The sequence below is a fragment of the Polaromonas sp. genome (assembly GCF_012927415.1).
GTDB lineage: Bacteria > Pseudomonadota > Gammaproteobacteria > Burkholderiales > Burkholderiaceae_C > Polaromonas.
The window spans coordinates 1-21,482 of the sequence record NZ_JABBPF010000201.1; the positions used below are offsets into that span (position 1 = coordinate 1).

The following is a 21,482-nucleotide window of genomic DNA, read 5'->3' on the forward strand; positions in this document are numbered from 1 at the left end:
CAGGATACAGCCGCGTCGGAATTGAACCCTGCGCGGCTTTTCGTGCCGTTTTTCAGGCGGCTTGACTCCGGGGCTGGACGACCCATTGGCCGTCAGCCATGACCAGTTCGCGGTCACAGTCAAATTCATTGACTTCATTTTCGTGGCCTGGCAAGAGGCAGGTCACTGTTTCGCCGCCGGCCCGCAGGCGGGCAATGGCGGCGTTCAGCCCGGCATCATCCCCCCAAGGCGCGCAAATGGCGGCGTTCAGGAGCCGGGGTGGCAGAACGCTGACGAGTTCCTTCAAATCCAGGCTAAAGCCAACCGCGGGGCGGTTTCGGCCAAATACCGCGCCCACTTCGTCGTAGCGGCCGCCTCGTGCCAACTCGGCACCCTGACCGTATATGGCAAAGCGGGTGGCGCTGTAGTAGGCATAACCCCGCAGGTCAGCCAGGTCAAAGCTGACCTTGACATCCCCCACGCGGGAAGCAAGCCATTTCAAATTCTGCAGCGCACCAATCACGCCCGGCAACGGCGGCAGCACCTTTTCGGCTTCCTTCAGGACTTTTTCATCGCCATAAAGCTGCAACATTGCCTTCAGGCCTTCGCGCGCGGCTGAAGAAATGTCACCATTGAGCCCTGCCATGAGCTGGGCCAGTTCACTCGCGTCCTTGGCCGACAGCGCGGCGTGAATGCGCGTCAGCGTCCGGGTATCCAAAGTCGCGCCAGCCAGCAAGCCATTGACGATGCGGACATCTGCCATGTCGACGGCCAGATCGGTCACGCCAGCGGTTCTCAGGCCTTGCAGCGCGAGCCGCTGGGCTTCGAGGTCCGCTTCCAGCCCGGCATGGCCATAAATTTCTGCGCCAAACTGCAAGGGCTCGCGGGTGGCATGGGGCCGGTCGGCGCGGGGATGCAACACCCGGCCCCCGTAGCAAAGACGGGCCACACCCCGTCGGTTCAGCAAGTGTGCGTCAATGCGGGCAACCTGGGGAGTGGTGTCAGCGCGCAAACCCAGGGTACGGCCCGACAGCTGATCGACCAGCTTGAAGGTCTGCAACTCAAGCGCTTCACCTGTTCCGGTCAGCAGGGAATCGAGATGCTCCAGCAGGGGCGGCATGACCAGTTCGTAACCATAGCTGCGCGCTGTGTCCAGAAACAGACGGCGTAGCTCTTCGATGTGACGCGCCTCGGAGGGCAGGACATCGGCAATTTGATCGGGCAATTGCCATGATGACGACCAGGCGGGCATTGTAATTTTCGTGGACTGTTAAAAGCAGCATTTTACCGGGCTTGCAACCGCTTTAATCCGCAACGCGGCAAGGACAAGCGCTCAACCTGAAATACAGGCAGCAGCCCGCAACAAAAGCCGCCGCAATTTCAAGCCAGCAAAAGCAGGGAAATTACCCCGGCAGCAATGCTGCAAAGTCCAAAAAAACGGATCTGTCCATTGCTCAAACCGAGAATCTGCTCAAACATGCGGCGCCATCCGGCCGGTGACATGAGCGGCAACAGCCCTTCAAGTACCAGCAGCAGGGCTAGCGCTTTCCACAGGTTGCTGCCGTCCAAGGGAGTCTATTTTTTAGCCGGCGCGACGGCGCCACTGCTGCCAGAACCGCGCATGGCCTTGAAGAAATCAGACGAAGGATCAACGACCATGACGTCGCTTTTCCTGTTAAAACTGGCCTTGTAGGCATCCAGGCTGCGATAGAACTGGGCAAACTGGGGATCCTTGCCAAAGGATTCCGCAAAAGTACGCGCGGCTTCAGCATCGCCCTCACCTTTCACCTTTTGCGCTTCGCGGTAAGCGTTGGCAACGGTCACCTCGCGCTGGCGATCTGCATCGGCACGGATTTTTTCACCCTCCGCAGCACCGGTCGAGCGCAGTTCATTGGCCACACGCTGGCGCTCGGCGACCATGCGTTTGTACACCGAGTCGGTAATGGCTTCCACATAATCGACACGGGTGATCCGGACATCGATCACATCCACACCCCATGGCTTTGCGCCCTGCACCACCTGCAGCACTTCGCGCTTGACGTCGGCCATCAGGGCTTCCCGTTTCGTTGACAAAAGATCCTTTACCGTGCGCTTGTTGATTTCTTCCTGAAAGGCATTTCGTACCACGCGGTTCAACTGATTGGCACCTGCCTTCTCGTCCAGCCCGACGACGCGAATGTATTCTGTCGGTTGCGTGATGCGCCAGCGAACGTACCAGTCAATCACAACACGCTGCTTTTCAGCAGTCAGCATCGGTTCTGCATCGACGCTGTCGAGCACAAGCAGGCGTTTGTCAAGGTAAGACACGTTCTGAAATGGCGGCGGCAGTTTGACATGAAGACCTGGCTCGGTAATCACATCCTTGATCTGACCCAATGCATAGACCACACCAAACTGGCGCTGGTCCACTACAAACAGCGTGGAACTGATGATTGCAAGGGCAACCAGCAAAGAAGAAACAATCAATCCGACTCTATTCACTTTTTTCTTCCTTAGCGGGTTTCACGGTCGCGGGTGCGGGACGTATCGCGCGTGCGGGTGTCGAGCGGCAGTGGGCTGGCTGGCAGGGACGGCGCCGCTGCGGGCGCGCCTGCGCCAGTGCCAGTGCCCGAATGAAGCGAGGGGTCCGCTACGCCTGATCCGGCACCGGTCATTTGCATAATCTTGTCAAGGGGAAGGTACAGAAGGTTGGAGCCCTGGCGCGACTCCACCAGCACCTTGGTGACGTTGGTGTAGACCTGCTGCATGGCATCTGTGTACATGCGGTCTCGCGTCACTTGCGGTGCCTTCTGGTATTCGGTCAACACCGAGCTGAAGCGCTGCGCATCACCCTGGGCCTGGGCCACGATGCGCGCCTTGTAGGCTTCCGACTCTTCCTTCAACCGCGAGGCGGAACCCACGGCACGCGGAATCACATCATTGGCGTAGGCTTGCGCTTCATTCTTGGCGCGTTCGCGTTCCTGTCCCGCCTTGAGCACGTCGTCAAAAGCGGCCTGCACCTGCTCGGGCGGTCGCACACCACTTTGCTGAAGGTTTATACCAACCACCTCAACCCCCACCTTGTAGCGGTCCAGGATGGTCTGCATCAATGCGCGCACGCGCGGGCCGATCTGATCGCGCTCTTCGGCCAGTGCCAAATCCATCTTCATTTTTCCAACCACCTCGCGCACGGCAGTTTCGGCCGCCTGCACCACCGCGGCCGCCGGATCCTTGCTCTCGAACAAGTAGGCGCGCGCGTCGCTCAAACGGTATTGCACAGCAAACTTGATTTCAACAATGTTCTCGTCTTCGGTGAGCATGGCCGAATCGCGCAGGCCGGTGACCTTGAGGATCGTGTCACGCCCCACGTCGACCGAGCGAATCTGCGTCACAACCACGATTTCGTGGCGCTGGATGGGATACGGCAGGCGCCAATTGAAACCAGCACCGACGGTCGACCGGTACTTGCCAAACTGCGTGATGACGGCTTGCTGACCCTCTTGCACGATGAAAAATCCAGTGCCCAACCAGATTAGCACCGCGACACTGGCAATCAGGCCGACACCGATGCCCGCGCTTTTCATGTCAGGCTGGAATCCGCCACCGCTGCCACCCTTGTTTCCACCGCCGAATCCACCACGATTTCCAGCATTTTTCGCACCACCGAAAAGGCCACCGAGCTTGCGGTTGAAATCACGCCAGAGTTCGTCAAGATCCGGAGGGCCCTGATTCGGTCCCTGACCCTGCGGTCGATTGGCGGGCCTGGGAGCTGGCTTGTCATCTCGTGGCGCTTCCGGACTGGCATCATCAGGGGATGATTTGTCTTCGTCCCGTCCCCACCGCGGGTCGTTCAGGTTAAGCATGCCTTGGGCGCGTTGTTTCAGCCAACCGGGAAAGGTCGTCAACGTCTGCAGCACGGGGTTCAGATTCATGGGATCAAACTCACTTTTTATTACACCAACATTGTGCCTAACGAAATTGCCGAATCAGGCAAGGTCGTTAACTGCACTAGAAATTTCGCCTGCCTGCACATTGACCACCTGCCGGGCGAGCAATTCACGGAGCAGCGGTAAACCCTCTCCCGTCCGGGCGCTCACAAAAACCCGCTCAACGCTTTGGCTAGCACCTTCAAAGGCACCTCTCAGTTCAAATACATCTTTCAGATGCAGGGGCAAGCTGGTCTTTTCAATAGCGTCGAGCTTATTGAACACCAGGATCTGCGGTACATCGGCCGCGCCAATTTCGCAGAGCACACGTTGCACCTGCTCGATCTGCTCAAGATAGTCAGGATTGGACCCGTCGACGACATGCAGCAACAGGTCCGCGTCGGCCGCTTCCTGAAGCGTCGCAGCAAACGCGTCAATCAGACCATGCGGCAGGTCGCGAATGAATCCGACCGTGTCCGACAATGAAACCGAGCGCGAGGCGTCGCCAAGATAGAGTTGCCTCGTCGTGGTGTCCAGCGTGGCAAAAAGTTGGTCGGCAACATAGGCATCGGCCTTGACCAGTGCGTTAAAGAGCGTGGACTTGCCCGCGTTGGTGTAACCCACCAGCGAAATCGTGAAGGAGTTTTGTCGGTCCCGCTGCTTTCGCTGCGTTTGGCGCTGTTTTTTCACCTTGGCCAGGCGATCCTTGGTGCGCTTGATGGCGTCGCCAATCATGCGTTTGTCAAGTTCAATCTGCTTTTCGCCAGGACCACCACGCACACCAGCACCACCGGTTTGCCGCTCAAGGTGAGACCAGCGTCGCACCAGACGTGTCGACACGTATTGCAACCGGGCCAGCTCGACTTGAAGCTTTCCCTCGTGGCTACGGGCTCGCTGGGCAAAAATCTCGAGAATCAGCAGTGTCCGGTCATTGACCGGCATTTCCAGATGTCGCTCAAGGTTGCGTTGTTGGGCCGGGCTGAGTGACTGGTCAAACAAGATTTCTGTCGCACCCGTCTCGAGCGCCAACATTTTGATTTCGTCGGCCTTACCCGAGCCGATAAACAACGCGGCGTCAGGCGCCTTCCGTTTACAGGTCACATGCCCTACCGGCTGCATTCCGGCCGTCTGCGCAAGCAAACCGAGTTCTTTAAGATCAGCGTCGAAGTTGGGAAGCCCCAGGTCAACCCCTACGAGAAGGGCGAGCGCTTGTGTTTTCACCGTAATGTCGTACGAACTCAGCTCGTTGGAACTTCTTCGGACTCGCCGGTCGAAAAGCTCACAGCGCGACCTGGAACGATGGTCGAAATTGCATGCTTGTAAACCATTTGGGTCACGGTATTGCGAAGCAGAACCACATATTGATCGAAAGACTCGATCTGACCCTGCAATTTGATACCATTTACAAGATAAATTGAAACAGGTACATGCTCGCGACGTAAAGTGTTGAGAAAAGGGTCCTGTAACATCTGACCTTTATTATTGCTCACGATATGTTCCGTGTTCAAAAGTTAATAGAACTAAACGTTACCACACCCGCGCTGGCAAACTTGTAGTCTTAAGCGGATTCCTTATCCGTAAAGGGGTTGTGCGAGCTTTTCAGCTGAATGCGCATCGGCGTGCCGACCAGATCAAACTCTTTGCGAAAACGGCCTTCAAGGTAGCGCTTGTAAGCCTCCGTGACGTGCTCAAGTGAGTTGCCATGAATGATGATGATGGGCGGATTCATGCCACCTTGGTGGGCATAGCGCAACTTGGGACGAAACATCCCCGAACGCTGAGGCTGCTGAAATTGCACGGCTTCCATCAACAAACGGGTTAGTACCGGCGTGGACATCTTGCGATTGGCCGATGCGTGCGCCTGAACAATGGATTTCCAGACCGGCGCCAAGCCCTGACGCTTGATGGCAGAGATATGGTGTATCGCGGCAAACTTCAGAAAACCCAATCGGGTTTCAATCGACCGTTGCAGCAGTTCGCGCTGATAAGCGTCAACTGCATCCCACTTGTTGATGGCCAGCACCACGGCGCGACCACTTTCAAGAATGTAGCCGGCGATGTGTGCATCCTGGTCAGTGACGCCTTGCGTCGCGTCCAGCAACAGCAGAACAACATTGGCACCCTCAATGGCCTGCAGGGTCTTGACGACCGAAAACTTCTCGATTGCTTCAAAAACCTTGCCCTTGCGACGCAAGCCGGCAGTATCGATCAGCTCGAACTTTTGTCCTGCGCGCTCAAACGGTACTGAAATCGCATCGCGGGTTGTGCCGGGCAGGTCAAACGCGACCAGGCGTTCCTCGCCCAGCCAGGTATTGATCAACGTGGACTTGCCCACGTTGGGACGGCCCGCCACAGCAAGCCTGATGATGGAAGGATCTTGCGGCTCAGCCTCTTCATCAGGATCGGGCAGGTTTAGCGGTGCCAACGCCATATCCACCAGCGTGCGCATGCCCTGCCCGTGCGATGCCGAAACCGCCAGCATCTCACCCAGGCCAAGTTCGAAAAATTCGGCAACCTGCGAGCCTTCAGGCAAGCCCTCGGACTTGTTGGCAGTCAGCACGGTTGGCTTGCCAAGTTTGCGGAGATACCTGGCGATGTCATGATCCTGGGCACTGATGCCCGCCCGGGCGTCGACGACAAAAATCACGACGTCGGCTTCAGCAACAGCCTGCCGGGTCTGCTTGGCCATTTCCTTGTAGATTCCGGTCGTGGCGTCAGGCTCGAAACCACCGGTGTCGATCACGATGTATTCGTGTGGGCCCAGCTTGCCGTTGCCGTAATGGCGGTCGCGCGTCAGTCCGGCAAAGTCGGCCACGATCGCGTCCCGCGTCTTGGTCAACCGGTTAAAAAGTGTCGACTTGCCCACATTGGGACGGCCGACCAGGGCAATGACAGGTTTCATGAATCAGGTTTCTGGCAAAACGCTTACTCTGGCTGAAAGCCGTAAACGCCGCCGTTATGGGTGACCGCAACAAGGGTGTTGCCCGCCAGCGCGGGAGCCGCCGCAATGGCTGAGCCGTCAGTGGACAGGCGGTTCAGCAGGGAGCCGTCCTCGCGCGACAAGAGATGGACAAATCCGGCTGAATCGCCAATGGCCACCGAGCGACCCGCGACCAGCGGCGCAGTCAGGCCGCGGTAGCGAAGACGCTCCGTTGACCATGCTCGCTCACCGTCGGCGCGCCGCCAGGCAAGCACCGTACCGTCAGCTTCCGCGCCGAACAACAGACGGTCGTCGCCGTGAATACCTTGCACGCCATGAGCGGGCTTGGTCCACAGCAACGCGCCACTTGCGGCATTGACACAGCCTACGCTGGCCTGAAAAGCCCGAACGCACACGCTGTCTCCGGCGCGACTGACACGCCCCACCAGGTCAACAAGCCGCTCAACGTCATTGATGCCACGCGGCGACGCAATCGGCACTTCCCACTGGACACTGCCGCTGGAAGGATTAAGGCCGGCAAGGCGTCCCGCAAGGCCTACGATCAGCGTGTCGCCCACTGCCAGTATCACGCCCGATTGCCGCAGCACCAAAGGCTCATTGGGTCGCTGCTGGGTCCAGAGTTTGCGCCCCGTCTGCCCGTCAAAAGCATTGACCGAGCGGTCCGCGGCCAGCACAAAAACACGCCCGCCACCGACAAAAGGGGCCGTGAAAGCCTGTGACGCCAGCCTGGAGCGCCAAAGCTCACGGCCCTCTTGCATGGCAACAACTTCGTTGGCTTTGGTCACCACGGCCAGCACTCTTCCGTCGCTTCCGACGCCTGCGGCGATCGGGGTATTCAGCGCTACACGCCAGATGTCACGACCAGTCTGGGCATCCAGTAGCGCTACGCTACCATCGTCGCCAGCCACGCCAACACGATTGCCCGAGACGCTGACCTCAAGCGGAAAACTGACAGCGCCAATGCGGCTGCTCCAACTCTGGCGGGCCGAAACAAGGGCCACCACAGGCTGAAGTTCTGCCGGTTGGGGTTTCTTTACCCCGCCAAAGCAGCCCCCCAGAAGCGCTATTAAAATAATAGCTGAAGATAACCGTAAACCCTGGACCACCGGCAAGAAAGGTTGTTTATTCATTTATTCACCTCAGGATTGACGGCCGCAATTGCCGGGTTGACTTGCCCTGCCGATGGATCGACGCCCAAAGCATTGAGCTTGACTTCGACCAGACGACGGTACTCATCACGCCCGTCAAGCCCTTTAAATGCTTTTTCGTATTCTGCTTTGGCTTCAGCTTTCTTCCCCTGGGCCATCAGGATATCGCCGCGCCGATCAGCGGCCAGGGCCGAGAAATCTTTCGGGAAAGTCCCTGAAACCTGTTGCAAGGCTTCGTCGTAAGATTTCTTTTCAAGCAGCAGGCCGGCAAGGCGCAACTTGGCGATGGCCTGGTAACCGGTATCAGACGATTTTTCGGAAACCCAGGTCAAGGCAGCACGGGAAGCTTCCAAGTTCCCTTTGTCGTAATAGACTTTGGCAGCCAGAAGCCCGGCTTGCTGGGCGTAAGTGGTGCCGCCAAAGCGCTCTTTCATGTCAGCCAGCGAGCGTTCGATCCTTGCAGTGTCGCCCGCCTGCACCGCCCGATCAATCTCGTCATACATCACAGAAGCCTGAGCGGCCTGGCTACGCTGCCAGTACTGGTAACCGTTCCATGCCGCGAATGCACCTAAAACGGCAATCAGTGCCCAGGTGATCAGGTTGCCATACTGCTTCCAGAAGTGCTTGAGTTCTTCAAGCTGTTCCTGTTCTTCCAAATCGAGGTGTTTTGCCATAAATATCTGTGGGTTCTACCCCGTCACGGGGTGGATTGAATTGGGGTGATTGTAGGGGCCGGAATAATCGCTCAAAGCGCTGGCTCAGCGCGCAAGGTGTGGGCCCATGCGGCTACATCGTTCATCGGCCGAAGGGTTTGTCCCTGCACGGCATCGCCTTTGTCACCTCGCAAGGCTTTCACGGCGACGCTGGCCTCAGCCAGTTCGGTGGCACCGAAAATCAGCGCGAACCGGGCACCGCTGCCATCGGCCCGCTTGAATTGGGACTTCATGCTTCCTGGCCCGTCCGCACTGGCTCCTGCATGCATCTGGATGCTCACGCCTGCTGCACGCAAGGCTTCAAGCGTCTGCAAAACGGCGGGCAGGGCAGCAGCGTCAGGAATCACGGCATAGGCATCAGGCACGGGAAGCTGAATGGACGTGCCCTGCTCCCTGATGAGTTCCAGTACCCGCTCGACGCCCAACGCCCAACCCACGGCAGGTGCCGGTTTGCCGCCCATTTGCTCGATCAGGTAGTCATAACGGCCCCCGGCGCAAATAGTGCCCTGAGCGCCCAACCGGTCGGTCACAAACTCGAACACCGTGAGGTTGTAGTAATCAAGTCCGCGCACCAGCCGGTGATTGAGCGTCCAGGAAATGCCGTTGGCATCGAGAATCGCCTTCAAACCGTCAAAATGCGCCAGCGATTGGGGACCCAGGAAATCGATCAACCGCGGGGCGCTTTCGACCACAGCCTTCATGGCGGGATTTTTGGTGTCGAGAATGCGCAGCGGATTACTGTGCAATCGCCTCCCGGCCTCTTCGTCCAGTTCATCGACATGCTGCTCGAAATAGGCGACCAGTTGTGCGCGGTGCCGGGCACGCTCGTCTGGCTGACCCAAGCTGTTGATTTCCAGACGCCAGTCAGTCAGGCCGAGTTCTTTCCACAGCGCAGCCGCCAGCAAAATCAATTCGGCGTCGACTTCGGGTCCGGCGAAACCCAGCGCTTCAGCGCCAATTTGATGAAACTGGCGGTAGCGGCCACGCTGCGGCCGTTCACGGCGGAACATGGGGCCCATGTAATACAGACGCTTGCCGCCCTCGTAGAGCAAGTTGTGCTCGGTGACTGCACGCACCACGCTGGCCGTGTTTTCCGGTCGCATGGTCAGATAGTCGTGGTCGCCATGCTTGTCCGAACGGTCTTCGAAGGAATACATTTCCTTTTCGACGATGTCGGTGACTTCGCCAATGCCGCGCACAAACAGCTGGGTATGCTCCAGAATCGGCGTGCGGATGTTGCGGTAAGCGTAACGCGCCATCAACATGCGCACCTTGTCTTCAAGCCATTCCCAGCGCGCCGAGTCGGGCGGCAGGATGTCGTTCATGCCTTTGACGGCAGACAGCTTTCCGGTTTTGGCCAACGCAGGTTTTTCCGCCTGGCCAGCAGTCATTTTTTCAGGCATGGTTTCAGGCTTGGGCGCCGGCGTGTGTGCCGAAGCGTTTTTCAATATAGTTTTCAACGATGACCTGAAACTCCCGGGCAATGTTGTCGCCACGCAGGGTCAATCTTTTTTCGCCGTCAATAAATACCGGCGCGGCTGGCGCTTCCCCGGATCCGGGAAGGCTGATGCCGATATCGGCATGTTTGCTTTCGCCCGGGCCATTGACGATGCAGCCCATCACTGCGACCCTGAGTCCTTCGACACCCGGGTATTGCTCACGCCAAACCGGCATTTGCGCGCGCAGAAAATCGTCAATCTGCTTGGCCAGTTCCTGGAAGGTGGTACTGGTCGTGCGTCCGCAACCCGGGCACGCCGTCACGCTGGGCACAAAAGTGCGCAGGCCCAGGGCCTGAAGGATTTCGGAGGCAATCACGACTTCCTGGGTGCGGGCTTCGCCGGGCTGGGGTGTCAGGGAGACCCGAATGGTGTCGCCAATGCCCTCCTGCAGCAAAATCGAGAGCGCCGTTGCCGACGCCACGGTCCCCTTGGTTCCCATGCCTGCCTCGGTGAGTCCGAGGTGAAGTGCATGATCGGTGCGCCTGGCAAGTTCGCGGTACACGGAAATCAAATCCTGTACACCGCTGACCTTGCAGGACAAGATGATCTGTTCGCGGCGCAGGCCCATTTCTTCAGCCCGCCGGGCAGACTCAATCGCAGACGTAATCAGTGCCTCGTACATGACCTGTCTGGCCTCCCACGGGGTAGCGCGCGCACTGTTTTCGTCCATCAAGCTGGCGAGCAACTCCTGGTCCAGGCTGCCCCAGTTCACGCCAATGCGCACGGCCTTGTTCCAGCGCATGGCGGCTTCGATCATCTGGCCGAATTGGGTATCGCGTTTGTGGCCCTTGCCGACATTGCCGGGGTTGATCCGGTATTTGGACAAGGCCTCGGCACAGGCCGGGTAATCGGTCAACAAACGGTGGCCGTTGTAATGAAAGTCGCCAATCAGCGGCACATCAATACCCATGCGGTCGAGCTGCTCGCGCACATGCGGAACGGCAGCGGCGGCTTCCGGCGTATTGACCGTGATGCGGACCATTTCCGAACCCGCAACGGCAAGTTCCTTGACCTGAATGGCGGTGCCGATAACGTCGACGGTATCGGTGTTGGTCATGGACTGGACACGCACCGGCGCAGCTCCGCCGACAGTGACCACCCGCGAACCCCATACGACCTGAGACTGTATGGAGCGCCGATTTTTCGGAAAAGCTGACTCAATAGGGGCAGAGGGCTGCACTATTTCACCTCGAATCGCGCGACGTTATTCTTTGTCACTGCGCCCAGGTCAAAGGCCTGACCACGAACCTGCACCTGCGTTGCGTCAGCGCGGCCGACCACGGCGGCAAGCGGTAGCACCCCAGACACACCAACGACTTCACCCGCGCCCATTGTGCGATTCAGCACAACGAGCCCTTTTGCATCGGTGACCTTGATCCATGATTCGCCTGTCGCGCGAAACGTCGCAATGGAAGATGGATCGGCAGGCACGACCGAACTTGCGGTGGGTGTCACGGCAATCAACGCTGCAGCGGTTTTTAAAGGAGCCGCACCAAGGGGTGGCGACACCGAGGCGACTCCGGAAACCACAGCTCGGCCACCGCCGGAGACTGCAGGCTCGGCGGATGGCCCCGGGCCCGCTGCTGGCATGTCAATATCTTCGGGTACAGCGCCTGCCCTGGGCAACAGGGCAGGCAGGGATTGAAGAGACTGCGGCCCGACAGCCGGTGCTGCGGTCCCAGTGTTGTCAGGCGTGGAATCCCTTCTGATTGAAGGCAGAAAAATCAATACCAGCGCGCCCAACAGCAAGACCAGGCCGGCGAGCACAGCGGGACGCGAGACCTGCGACCAGACCGAGGGCGCCGGACCGATATTTCGCGGTCGAAAGGGCTCATTGATACCTCGGTCCTGGGAAACAAACCTTGCGGTGTGGACGGGCGGGAGACGATCAAGCACTGGCGCCGGATCGAGTTTGAGCATGCGGCACACGCTCGATGCCAAAGCTCGCGCAAACACGGCATCAGGCAGCAAGTCAAACTGATCCTGCTCAAGAGCTTCCAGTTTCTTGACCGAAACCTTGAGCGAGGCAGCCAGCGTCACAAGATGCATGCCCGCCGCTTCTCTCGCCTCACGAAGGAAGGCGCCTGGAGTGAGCTCGTAAGCTCCGGCACCGTGGCTGGCGCTGCCTGCATCCGGACTGAAGCCCGACGATGGCGGCTGTTGCTCATTCATTAAACGAGCCTTTTTCGTAGGCGGCAGCCTGAGGAGACTGGGAAAATCTGTTTCTCAGCTGTTGCGCAAGCTGCGAGACAGCTTCCTGATTTTTCAGCTTGCGCTCGGTCCGGATACCAAGCCAAAGGGTTTCAGCGTTTGCCAGCTCGCTGTTATTCAGTCGGCGAATATAAAACTGGGCCCGAGTCAAGTCACCGCGGACATAAAGAAGATTTGCCAGGTTATAGCCCGTCACGGGGTTGCTGGCATCCAGCTCATAGGAGTGCATCAGGCTTTGCTCGGCCTCGGCTGGAAGTCCCGCGTTGACTTGGCAGACCCCCTGGGCCATCAGGGTTTTCGCTTTGTCGGTGTAAGTTGGATTGGCTATAGCTTGCGCAAACAGCCGAAATGATTCGCCATAGCGCGCCTGCTGACAAAGTAGCCAGGCGTAGTTGTGCGCCACATTGGCATCCCGCGCATTCAGCGCCAGCGCACGGCGGAAACTGTCCTCGGCAAGCGGAACATCATTGAGCCGCATATAAACCAGCCCGCGCAGGTTATAAGCCTCGACGTAACTTGGATCGGTGACCAGCGCCTGTTTGATTTCATCCAGCGCAACCTTGGTCTGCCCCTGCTCGAAATAACCTGTCGCGAGTTCGACACGCAGGCGCGCACGGCGACGCTGATCGGGCTCATCCGAATCGGTAATGAACTCATTCTGATTGCCAGAAGATGCGCCAGGGATGCCTTGAAAGTTAGCACAGCCCGCCAGTAAAACAGCGCTCCAGCAGACCGACATCCAGAAAACATTGGCAACAGCCCTCATACCTCACTCCGGTTAACGACAACTACCTTGATTCCACGCAGCATACCTTGCCGTTGCGCCGCCATGCGCCGATCTACCCCGGTGCGGTCCTGCACATCGCCAGCCAGTTGCCCACACGCTGCATCAATGTCATCGCCGCGCGTCTTGCGCACCGTAGTGACGATGCCAGCTTCCATCAGGATCTTGGCAAACGCCACCACTTGCGGCATCTCCGAACGCGTCAAACCCGAAGCGGGAAACGGATTGAAAGGGATCAGATTGAATTTGCAAGACAAACCGTGTGTGGCATGCGCCTGCATGAGAGACACCAGTTGGCGAGCATGCTCGGGCTGGTCGTTGACACCATCCAGCATGCAGTATTCGAACGTGATGAAGTCGCGTGGCGCGGCTGCCTGGTAGCGGGTGCAGGCCTGCAGCAACTCAGCGATAGGGTATTTTTTGTTCAGCGGCACCAGGTTGTCGCGCAGCACATCTTCCGGCGCGTGCAGCGAGACGGCAAGAGCGACGGGACAATCCCGGGCCAGCCGGTCGATCATCGGCACAACGCCCGAAGTGGAGACAGTCACGCGGCGTCGTGACAAGCCGTAGCCGTGATCGTCAAGCATGACTTTTAACGCTGGCAGCAACTGCGAGTAGTTTTGCAATGGCTCGCCCATGCCCATCATCACCACGTTGGAAATCACGCGCTCTTCTCGGCCCAGGTGCTGGCGCAGGAAATGCTCGGCAAACCAGAGCTGGGAAATAATTTCACCGGTCGTGAGGTTGCGACTGAAACCCTGATGCCCGGTCGAACAGAAGCGGCAGCCCATGGCACAACCCGCCTGGGATGAAATGCAGAGCGTTCCCCGATCGGCCTCGGGAATAAAAACTGTCTCGATCACGTCGCCCGCACCGACATCAAACAACCATTTGATGGTGCCGTCTGCTGAATCGTGGCGGGACACCACTTTCGGACCCTGAACACGAGATGTTCCAACCAGCTTTTCACGCAAGGACCTTGCCAGATCCGTCATCTGTTCAAAATCGGTCGCGCCTTTGTGGTGAATCCATCGGAACAGCTGGGTAGCGCGGAAACGCTTTTCCCCGAGCTGCTCGCAATAGGCGGTCAAACCCTGCAGATCGTAATCAAGCAGGTTGGTCGTCATCGCGGCGCGCGATAGCTCGAGTCGTCCCACGCAAGTGGCGACCCGGACGGGGGGCAGCAAAGCATGGGACCGAGCATTGATTAACGTGAGTAAACGTTCATGCCTGCAAAGAAGAAGGCGATTTCTTCTTTGGCGGTTTCCACCGCGTCAGAGCCATGGACCGCATTGGCATCGATGCTGTCGGCAAAATCAGCGCGAATCGTGCCGGCATCAGCTTTCTTCGGGTCGGTAGCGCCCATCAGGTCACGGTTTTTCAGAACAGCACCTTCACCCTCCAGCGCCTGGATCATCACCGGGCCGGAAATCATGAACGAAACCAGATCCTTGAAGAAAGGACGCTCTTTGTGCACGGCGTAGAAAGCCTCTGCCTCACCTTGCGACAGATGCGCCATTCTGGCAGCAACAACCTTCAGGCCGGCGGCTTCAAAACGTGCATAGATTTGACCAACCACGTTTTTTGCGACTGCGTCGGGCTTGATGATGGAGAGTGTGCGTTCGATAGCCATGAGTTTTCCTTTGGATTTTTAATTTGCTGGGTTTTTTCAGATTATTCAGATATTGAATAAAGCTTCCGATTTTAACCTGCAGGCTCCTGCGCTCAGGGCTGTTTGCGGAAATGGTCTGCTGATCGCCGGGTTAGCGATTTCCACCACGATTGCCGCCACTGCGGTTTCCACCCGTGGTGCCACCACCGCTGCGGCGTGGACCCCCTGTGTTACCACCGAAGCCGCCGCCAGTGTTGCCACCACCCCGCCGCTGCCCTTGATCCTGGCGCTGTCTGGTGAAGGTTTCTGCGCCGATATAGCCAAATGAGGTCTTCATGGGATCAGGTTGCGCGCTGCCTGCCGACTTGTCACTGCGTGGGCCCCGGTCATCGCGCCGCTTTTGCCCTTGCTGACCACCGGCACCGGGTGGCCCGAAGCGGGCGCCTGGTCCGGCATTGCCACCTCTGTTCGGGCCATTCGGCCCTCTCCCCCCGCCGCCGCTGCCACCACCGCGCCTGTTGCCGCGTGACACAGAATCAACGCGGTTCAGCGGCGGCTGGGAGTCATCCGGCGCCTGCGCTGAGCCCGTTTGCCCCGCATCCGGATTACGCGGTCGTCCGGCGCCACCGCGCTGGCGCTCATTTTGGCGCGGACCCCGGCGCTGTTCCTGGCCAGACTCGCCCAGCGATTGGTCAGAATTCGCAGCGTCCCTGCGTGGATCGGGTCGTGATTCAGAACGCGCAACAGCGTTGGTCAGCGCCCAGATATCATTCTCGTCAAGCTCGACAAAAGCTCCACGTTTGAGCCCTCGAGGCAGCACCATGGCGCCATAGCGGATACGAATCAAACGGCTCACCGCATGACCCACGGCTTCAAACATGCGGCGCACCTCTCGGTTGCGCCCTTCCGAGATTGTGACCCGGTACCAGCAATTGGCGCCTTCGCCACCGCCGGCTTCGATCGAGCCGAACTGCGCCATGCCGTCGTCCAGCGTCACGCCATCCAGCAGACGTTTTTTCTCTTCGTTGTTCAGCGCGCCCAGCACCCGAACGGCATATTCCCGCTCCAGTCCAAAGCGCGGGTGCATCAGCCGGTTGGCCAGCTCACCTGAACTGGTGAGCAATAGCAGGCCTTCGGTATTCAGGTCAAGACGCCCGACAGACTGCCATTTGCCCTGAAACAGTTTAGGCAGACGTCGAAAAACCGTAGGTCGATTTTGTGGATCGTCGTGTGTCACGACCTCCCCGGCAGGCTTGTGGTAAGCGATAACGCGCGGAGGCGGCGCATCAATACGCACCCTGACGGGTTTGCCATTGACCTTGACGGTATCGCCGAACTGGATGCGTTGCCCAATATGCGCAGGCTCACCATTGACCGAAATGCGTCCTTCCAGAATCAGCTGCTCCATTTCGAGTCGCGAGCCCAATCCGGCCTGGGCCAGAACTTTGTGCAGCTTGGGTGTTTCGGGCTGAGGCGCCAGCACACGCTTGGGCAACTCCAGTGCCTCGTCTGCTTCGTCGGCATCAAACTGACCGGTAATGACGTCCTCAAACCGGATGGCAGACGGCGCAAGCTTTGAGGTGTTCCGCCTAGCAACGGGTGACACCAATGCGTTGCCCTGAATCTCGTCATTCACTATCAAATCAGGAGCAGGAAGAACCGGTACTTCTTGGACTACAGGTCTATTCGGTTCATTCTCAGAAGGAACCGGGTTTTCGGAATTGGAGTGGTCTTGTGGATTCATGCTTTTACATTCTTGCGTGAGGATGGCTGGCATCCGGCTCATGAGGGACTTGCCCGAGACCCTCGCCGACAGGGGGAGCCCGGCTTTCCCGAGTCTGAGGCGTTTGCGGCTTGGGCTGCAGCATGGCTGGTTCTTCGTAGACCGCATGCTTGGAAGGCAGTTGCGCCTCTGGTGGAGTTCGCACCTGTTCTTCCATGCCAAATTCAATTTGCTCAAGCATCGCTTCCTGGGCAGGCCTGTCGGCCATGGCGGGAAGCTGGGCCAGGGATTCAATTCCCAAATCGTCAAGAAACTGCCGGGTGGTCGCATACAGCGCGGGACGACCGACGGTTTCCCGGTGGCCGATCACCTCAACCCAGCCGCGATCTTCCAACTGCTTGAGCAGCAGGCTGTTAATGGTGACACCGCGAATATCCTCCATATCGCCGCGTGTGACTGGCTGACGGTAAGCGATGATGGCTAGTGTTTCCAGTGTTGCCCTACTGTAGCGCGGAGGTTTCTCGGGATGCAACCGGTCCAGGTATTCCCGCATTTGCGGTCGGCTTTGAAAGCGCCAGCCGGTCGCCACATGAACCAGTTCCACGCCACGTCCTGACCAATCGTCCTGCAGCTCCTCTAGAACCAGCTTGAGGCTGTCGGCGGTCAGTCCCCCGTTAAACAAGACGCCTAATTCGCGCAGCGGCAATGGTTGCTGCGCGCAGATGAGGGCTGTTTCGAGGACGCGCTTTGCATCCGTCGTATTCATGATTGATCGTTCCGAAAAAAGGCGGGGGGAGCGCTTTGATTAGCGAATTTGCATCCGTGAGCACTCTTCCGATTGAAAGTGCTGTGGTGCAGGTAGCAGAAAACTACAGCTTTTCATTGTATCGCAGGCCAAAACTCTCAATCGCGGTCTTCAAATCGGCGGGTGGTTGCGATCTGAACTCCATCATCGCGCCGGTTACAGGATGCTCGAATGCAAGGCGACAGGCATGCAGCGCCTGGCGATCCAGGCCTCCCGCAGCCGCGCCCCCATACAATTCATCGGACACCAGCGGATGACCCAGAAATGCAAGATGAACCCGGATTTGGTGGGTGCGACCAGTATGCAGTTTGCACTTGACCAAGGCCTGTCGCTCTCCGCTTTGCAGCAGTGTCACCACGGTTAAAGCCGTTTTGCCCGCATTTTTTTCAAGGTCAACCACGGCCATGCGCAGCCGGTTGCGCGGATCGCGACCAATCGCGGCCTCCACCTGTCGGGTTTTTGCCCCCAGCCACATACCATGGGCCAGCGCGATATATTCCCTGCTGACGGTACGCGCGGCAATCATGCTGACCAATTGATCCATCGTCTGTCGCTGGCGGGCCACCACCATCAAGCCGCTGGTATCCTTGTCAAGGCGATGCACGATACCGGCTCGCGGCAGTAAGGACGCTTGCGGGTCATGCGCCAACAATCCGTTGAGCAACGTGCCACTCCAGTTGCCGGGCGCGGGGTGAACCACCAGCCCCGCAGGCTTGTTGATCACCATCAAATAAGGATCCTGAAAAACAATATCCAGCGCAATGGCTTCGGGTTTGAAGGCCTGGCTTTGAGGCGTGGGCCGCAACTCAATGGTCAGTTCATCTCCCGCCTTGACCTTCAACGATGGTTTGGTCGCCTTGACGCCCTTGACCTGCACGCAGCCAGCTTCAATAAGCTGCTGGAGGTAACTGCGGGAAAACTCCGGCACCAAATCTGCCAAAGCCTTGTCGAGGCGGCTGCCATGGTTCTGGACGGGGACGCTGACGCGCCGCAATTCCATCTCGGCGCTGCCGTCAGCCTCATCCTGTGCGTCGTCTATGAGCGGCTGGGGGTCAACGGCGCCCGATATAATCAAGTGGCTTTGTTCTGAATCAGTCATCAAGAAGGTCGATTGCAATGTTTTGCACCAAATTATCGGTTGTTCCCAATGCATCGCCGCTTGTGGCCGTCGTTTGCGCATTGTCTTTTGTGGTCGCCGGTTGCTCAAGCACTCCAGCGCCCGACAAGACTGCGACATGGAGTCCCAACAAGATCTACGCTGAAGCCAAGGATGAGGCAAGCTCTGGCGCCTACGACAAGGCGATTCCTCTTTATGAGAAGCTGGAAGGCCGCGCCGCTGGAACTCCGCTGGCGCAGCAGGCGCAACTGGACAAAGCTTACGCCCAGTATAAAGCGGGCGAGCAGGCACAAGCCGTCGCCACACTGAACCGCTTCATGAAGCTTCACCCGGCCAGCCCCGCCATGGATTACGCCCTTTATCTGAAAGGGCTGGTGAACTTCAATGACAACCTCGGCATTTTTGGATTCGTTTCCCGCCAGGACTTGTCAGAGCGCGACCAGAATGCTGCCAAGGAATCGTTTGAGTCGTTTAAGGAATTGGTCACGCGCTTTCCGGATTCGCGCTATGCGCCGGATTCGCGTCTGCGCATGAGCTACATCGTTAATTCCCTGGCGCAATCGGAGGTTCATGTCGCCCGCTACTACTATTCCCGCGGCGCCTACGTTGCCGCTATCAATCGCGCGCAGAGCGCAATTGCAGACTATCGCGATGTTCCGGCGCTCGAAGAGGCCACCTATATTCTTTACAAATCCTACGACGCACTGGGAATGACGGAGTTGCGCGATGACACCCGCCGCATCATTGAAAAATCATACCCACAAAGCCAGTACCTGAGCAAAGGCTTCAAGTCGGCAGACAATCCTTGGTACAAATTTTGGTAAAACCCGCCAGTTTGTCCAATAGTTCCTGCTCGGATGTCAGCCTTTGCATGGCCGGCAGTGCTCTGAGCAAACGTCGTCCATAACCCATGGAAACCAGTCGACTGTCGCAGACCACTAAAACGCCCTGATCGGTTTCCCGGCGTATCAGCCGTCCCGCACCCTGCTTCAGTGCCACCGCGGCTTCAGGCAAAAAATAGTCGTTGAATGCGCTACGTCCCTGTGATTCCAGCAGTTTCGAACGGGCCTCAGCCATCGGGTCGTTCGGCGGCGGAAACGGCAGTTTGTCGATGATGACCAGCTGAAGCGCGTCGCCCGGCACGTCAATGCCTTCCCAGAAAGAGGCCGATGCCACCAACACGCAGCCTTTGCCTGCATTGGAGTTTCCCGCTCGAAAACGCTCGATAAGCGCCCGCTTCGGCATATCTCCCTGAATCAGTACCTGCACCTCGTCTGATGCCTCAAAGGCCTCTGCAAGTGCTTCGCCAATCGTCCGCAAGGCACGCAACGTGGTCGTCAGCACCATCGTGCGCCCGCCCAATCGCCGTGACCAGACCGCAGCGCATTCGGCAACCTTTTTGCTATGCGCCGGATCGCCCGGTTTGGGAAAGTTGGGTGGCACATATAAAGCAGCCTGGCGTGCGTAGTCAAAGGGGCTGCCGACCCGCAGCACGTCAGTACCACTAAGCCCGCAAGGCTGCGTGAACCAGGTTAGTTTCTCATCATCGCCCAGCGTTGCCGACGTAAATATCCAGGTTTTTGTACCTTCCGCAGAAGCGCCCAGCATCTTGGTCTTTACAGCCTGCGCTATGTCAAGCGGCGACTCGACCAGACGCAACTGCGCACCAACGTCCACCCAACGCACACAGCCTGCCTCGCAGGCATTGACAAAGGTTTCTGCACGTTGCGCCAAATCATTGGCGCGCTCCTGAAGCCGGACGAAATCAGGTGCAATCTCGCTGACCGTGTCAAGCGCGGTACAGGCTTGCAAGCAGGACGCATGAACGGCCTTTAGCGCCTGCTCCCAGCCAATGTCCATACTTTCAGGCACGTCGCTGGTCCAGCGCAGTTTGGTGCCAGGATAATGCTTGCCGGCACACAGTCGAAGCTCACGGGCGGCCCGTTCAGTAGCGCCGACGATCCCCTGCCAGTCGACGAGACCGCGGGCCAGTTGCAAGCCCGCAGCGAGCAGGTCACGGGAAAAGTCAAGTAATTGCCCGGTGGTGAGGTTTGTCCCAAGAAATTGCACACCGATTTCATTGAGTTGGTGCGCCTCGTCGAAGATTGCAATCCGCACCGAGGGCAGCAGCTCGGCCACGCCCGACTCACGCACCGCCAGATCAGCAAAAAAAAGATGGTGATTTATCACCACGACATCCGCCGCCATGGCCTCCCTGCGGGCCAGGTTGACATGACAAGCGCGAAAGCGTGGGCATTGCGTACCCAGGCAGTTGTCCCGTGTCGATGTCACCAGGGGAATGATCGGAGACCGTTCATCCAGTCCGGGAAGTTCGGCAAGGTCGCCGGTGCGTGTCACCTGGGACCATTGTTCAATTCTGGCCAAGGCACGCACAGCAACCCCTTCGGGTAGATGCGGATCCTGGCGCGCCATCTCCATGCGGTGAAGGCATAAATAGCTGGCCCGCCCCTTCAGAAGTGCCGTTCTCACCGGTAGGCCAAACGCTTGCACAAGGCGGGGCAAATCCCGACCGAACAGCTGGTCCTGCAATGCCTTGGTCGCGGTGGAAAGCAAAACGCGCTCCCCACTCAGCAAAGCGGGAACCAGATAAGAGAAGGTTTTCCCGACACCTGTGCTGGCCTCAACGACGAGAGGACGAGCCGCCTCGATGGCGCGCGCCACTGCCAGCGCCATCTCGGTCTGGCCAATCCGTGGCACAAAATGCTCCGTCGTCCGCGACAACACCCCCCCAGGGGCAAAAGCCTCTTCAACTTCAGACACCAGATTCATCAAGCAGGCTCGGGAAGAGACAAAGACAATTCCAGACGCGAAATTTTGTCCCTGAGCTTCAGTCGCTGTTTTTTCAACCGCCTGAGTTGAAGTTCGTCAATCGGTGACGTGTGCGCCGTAGCATCTGCCAACGCATTCAGGCCGGCGTGTTCAATTTTGAGCTCTATCAGCAAACGTTGTGGAGAGTGGTGATTTAAGTCCAAGGTTTTTTTATCCATACGCGCTACTTCATCTGATAATACGTTGATTGCCGTC

General features: G+C 58.3%; 21 protein-coding genes. 1 reads left to right on the forward strand and 20 read right to left on the reverse strand.

Annotated elements, in window-relative coordinates:
• Positions 1-52 precede the first annotated feature (52 nt).
• The 18 genes from HHJ19_RS16320 to HHJ19_RS16405 form a co-directional block, all read right to left on the reverse strand.
• Positions 53-1,231, reverse strand: coding sequence for an ATP phosphoribosyltransferase regulatory subunit (locus tag HHJ19_RS16320; RefSeq protein WP_296908923.1), 1,179 nt, complete (start codon positions 1,229-1,231; stop codon positions 53-55).
• 128 nt (positions 1,232-1,359) lie between these two features.
• A complete protein-coding gene (locus tag HHJ19_RS16325; RefSeq protein WP_296908924.1) occupies positions 1,360-1,548 on the reverse strand; it encodes a DUF2065 domain-containing protein in 189 nt (62 codons plus the stop codon).
• A gap of 6 nt (positions 1,549-1,554) precedes the next feature.
• Complete coding sequence (gene hflC / locus HHJ19_RS16330) at positions 1,555-2,460, reverse strand: protease modulator HflC (RefSeq protein WP_296908925.1); 906 nt, start codon at positions 2,458-2,460, stop codon at positions 1,555-1,557.
• 11 nt (positions 2,461-2,471) lie between these two features.
• Positions 2,472-3,890: an FtsH protease activity modulator HflK gene (gene hflK / locus HHJ19_RS16335; protein ID WP_296908926.1), complete on the reverse strand. Its 1,419-nt coding sequence runs from the start codon at positions 3,888-3,890 to the stop codon at positions 2,472-2,474.
• Between the two features lie 54 nt (positions 3,891-3,944).
• Positions 3,945-5,105, reverse strand: coding sequence for a GTPase HflX (hflX, locus tag HHJ19_RS16340; RefSeq protein WP_296908927.1), 1,161 nt, complete (start codon positions 5,103-5,105; stop codon positions 3,945-3,947).
• A gap of 17 nt (positions 5,106-5,122) precedes the next feature.
• A complete protein-coding gene (hfq, locus tag HHJ19_RS16345; protein WP_296908928.1) occupies positions 5,123-5,392 on the reverse strand; it encodes an RNA chaperone Hfq in 270 nt (89 codons plus the stop codon).
• 50 nt (positions 5,393-5,442) lie between these two features.
• Positions 5,443-6,786: a ribosome biogenesis GTPase Der gene (gene der / locus HHJ19_RS16350; protein WP_296908929.1), complete on the reverse strand. Its 1,344-nt coding sequence runs from the start codon at positions 6,784-6,786 to the stop codon at positions 5,443-5,445.
• A gap of 23 nt (positions 6,787-6,809) precedes the next feature.
• Positions 6,810-7,955 (reverse strand): outer membrane protein assembly factor BamB, encoded by a 1,146-nt coding sequence (gene bamB / locus HHJ19_RS16355; RefSeq protein ID WP_296908930.1) that lies wholly within the window; start codon positions 7,953-7,955, stop codon positions 6,810-6,812.
• Positions 7,952-8,647: a tetratricopeptide repeat protein gene (locus HHJ19_RS16360; protein ID WP_296908931.1), complete on the reverse strand. Its 696-nt coding sequence runs from the start codon at positions 8,645-8,647 to the stop codon at positions 7,952-7,954. The genes bamB and HHJ19_RS16360 overlap by 4 nt, the downstream gene beginning before the upstream one ends.
• A gap of 71 nt (positions 8,648-8,718) precedes the next feature.
• Entirely contained in the window at positions 8,719-10,077 is a 1,359-nt protein-coding gene (gene hisS / locus HHJ19_RS16365; protein WP_296908932.1) for a histidine--tRNA ligase, read from the reverse strand.
• Between the two features lie 16 nt (positions 10,078-10,093).
• Positions 10,094-11,368, reverse strand: coding sequence for a flavodoxin-dependent (E)-4-hydroxy-3-methylbut-2-enyl-diphosphate synthase (ispG, locus tag HHJ19_RS16370; RefSeq protein ID WP_296908948.1), 1,275 nt, complete (start codon positions 11,366-11,368; stop codon positions 10,094-10,096).
• Positions 11,365-12,357 (reverse strand): helix-turn-helix domain-containing protein, encoded by a 993-nt coding sequence (locus tag HHJ19_RS16375; RefSeq protein ID WP_296908933.1) that lies wholly within the window; start codon positions 12,355-12,357, stop codon positions 11,365-11,367. The genes ispG and HHJ19_RS16375 overlap by 4 nt, the downstream gene beginning before the upstream one ends.
• A complete protein-coding gene (gene pilW, locus HHJ19_RS16380; RefSeq protein WP_296908934.1) occupies positions 12,350-13,162 on the reverse strand; it encodes a type IV pilus biogenesis/stability protein PilW in 813 nt (270 codons plus the stop codon). Before pilW ends, HHJ19_RS16375 begins: the two co-directional genes overlap by 8 nt.
• Positions 13,159-14,307 carry a 23S rRNA (adenine(2503)-C(2))-methyltransferase RlmN gene (gene rlmN, locus HHJ19_RS16385; protein ID WP_296908949.1) on the reverse strand — a complete coding sequence of 383 codons (1,149 nt, stop codon included), beginning with the start codon at positions 14,305-14,307 and terminating at the stop codon, positions 13,159-13,161. Before rlmN ends, pilW begins: the two co-directional genes overlap by 4 nt.
• Positions 14,308-14,387: 80 nt before the next feature.
• Complete coding sequence (gene ndk, locus HHJ19_RS16390; protein WP_296908935.1) at positions 14,388-14,813, reverse strand: nucleoside-diphosphate kinase; 426 nt, start codon at positions 14,811-14,813, stop codon at positions 14,388-14,390.
• A 130-nt stretch (positions 14,814-14,943) separates the two neighbouring features.
• Positions 14,944-16,536, reverse strand: coding sequence for a pseudouridine synthase (locus tag HHJ19_RS16395; protein WP_296908936.1), 1,593 nt, complete (start codon positions 16,534-16,536; stop codon positions 14,944-14,946).
• Positions 16,537-16,540: 4 nt separating this feature from the next.
• The gene (scpB, locus tag HHJ19_RS16400) at positions 16,541-17,281 is read right to left on the reverse strand and encodes an SMC-Scp complex subunit ScpB (RefSeq protein WP_296908937.1); all 741 of its coding nucleotides are present in this window, start codon (positions 17,279-17,281) and stop codon (positions 16,541-16,543) included.
• A gap of 103 nt (positions 17,282-17,384) precedes the next feature.
• Positions 17,385-18,419: an RluA family pseudouridine synthase gene (locus HHJ19_RS16405; protein ID WP_296908938.1), complete on the reverse strand. Its 1,035-nt coding sequence runs from the start codon at positions 18,417-18,419 to the stop codon at positions 17,385-17,387.
• A gap of 17 nt (positions 18,420-18,436) precedes the next feature.
• Here HHJ19_RS16405 and HHJ19_RS16410 point away from each other — a divergent pair, with 17 nt between their 5' ends.
• Positions 18,437-19,261, forward strand: coding sequence for an outer membrane protein assembly factor BamD (locus HHJ19_RS16410; protein ID WP_296908939.1), 825 nt, complete (start codon positions 18,437-18,439; stop codon positions 19,259-19,261).
• Here the strand turns inward: HHJ19_RS16410 and HHJ19_RS16415 are convergent.
• Positions 19,224-21,227, reverse strand: coding sequence for an ATP-dependent DNA helicase (locus HHJ19_RS16415; protein WP_296908940.1), 2,004 nt, complete (start codon positions 21,225-21,227; stop codon positions 19,224-19,226). The two genes, HHJ19_RS16410 and HHJ19_RS16415, sit on opposite strands and share 38 nt — an antisense overlap.
• Positions 21,227-21,430: a YdcH family protein gene (locus HHJ19_RS16420; protein ID WP_296908950.1), complete on the reverse strand. Its 204-nt coding sequence runs from the start codon at positions 21,428-21,430 to the stop codon at positions 21,227-21,229. Before HHJ19_RS16420 ends, HHJ19_RS16415 begins: the two co-directional genes overlap by 1 nt.
• Positions 21,431-21,482 lie beyond the last annotated feature (52 nt).

What these genes read in the sequence shown, in the direction of transcription:
- HHJ19_RS16320 (WP_296908923.1), bottom strand. Translation starts at nt 1,231, where the DNA reads ATGCCCGCCTGGTCGTCATCATGGCAATTGCCCGATCAAATTGCCGAT.
- hflK (WP_296908926.1), bottom strand. Translation starts at nt 3,890, where the DNA reads ATGAATCTGAACCCCGTGCTGCAGACGTTGACGACCTTTCCCGGTTGG.
- der (WP_296908929.1), bottom strand. Translation starts at nt 6,786, where the DNA reads ATGAAACCTGTCATTGCCCTGGTCGGCCGTCCCAATGTGGGCAAGTCG.
- bamB (WP_296908930.1), bottom strand. Translation starts at nt 7,955, where the DNA reads ATGAATAAACAACCTTTCTTGCCGGTGGTCCAGGGTTTACGGTTATCT.
- HHJ19_RS16360 (WP_296908931.1), bottom strand. Translation starts at nt 8,647, where the DNA reads ATGGCAAAACACCTCGATTTGGAAGAACAGGAACAGCTTGAAGAACTC.
- hisS (WP_296908932.1), bottom strand. Translation starts at nt 10,077, where the DNA reads ATGACTGCTGGCCAGGCGGAAAAACCTGCGTTGGCCAAAACCGGAAAG.
- HHJ19_RS16375 (WP_296908933.1), bottom strand. Translation starts at nt 12,357, where the DNA reads ATGAATGAGCAACAGCCGCCATCGTCGGGCTTCAGTCCGGATGCAGGC.
- pilW (WP_296908934.1), bottom strand. Translation starts at nt 13,162, where the DNA reads ATGAGGGCTGTTGCCAATGTTTTCTGGATGTCGGTCTGCTGGAGCGCT.
- rlmN (WP_296908949.1), bottom strand. Translation starts at nt 14,307, where the DNA reads ATGACGACCAACCTGCTTGATTACGATCTGCAGGGTTTGACCGCCTAT.
- ndk (WP_296908935.1), bottom strand. Translation starts at nt 14,813, where the DNA reads ATGGCTATCGAACGCACACTCTCCATCATCAAGCCCGACGCAGTCGCA.
- HHJ19_RS16395 (WP_296908936.1), bottom strand. Translation starts at nt 16,536, where the DNA reads ATGAATCCACAAGACCACTCCAATTCCGAAAACCCGGTTCCTTCTGAG.
- scpB (WP_296908937.1), bottom strand. Translation starts at nt 17,281, where the DNA reads ATGAATACGACGGATGCAAAGCGCGTCCTCGAAACAGCCCTCATCTGC.
- HHJ19_RS16405 (WP_296908938.1), bottom strand. Translation starts at nt 18,419, where the DNA reads ATGACTGATTCAGAACAAAGCCACTTGATTATATCGGGCGCCGTTGAC.
- HHJ19_RS16410 (WP_296908939.1), top strand. Translation starts at nt 18,437, where the DNA reads ATGTTTTGCACCAAATTATCGGTTGTTCCCAATGCATCGCCGCTTGTG.
- HHJ19_RS16415 (WP_296908940.1), bottom strand. Translation starts at nt 21,227, where the DNA reads ATGAATCTGGTGTCTGAAGTTGAAGAGGCTTTTGCCCCTGGGGGGGTG.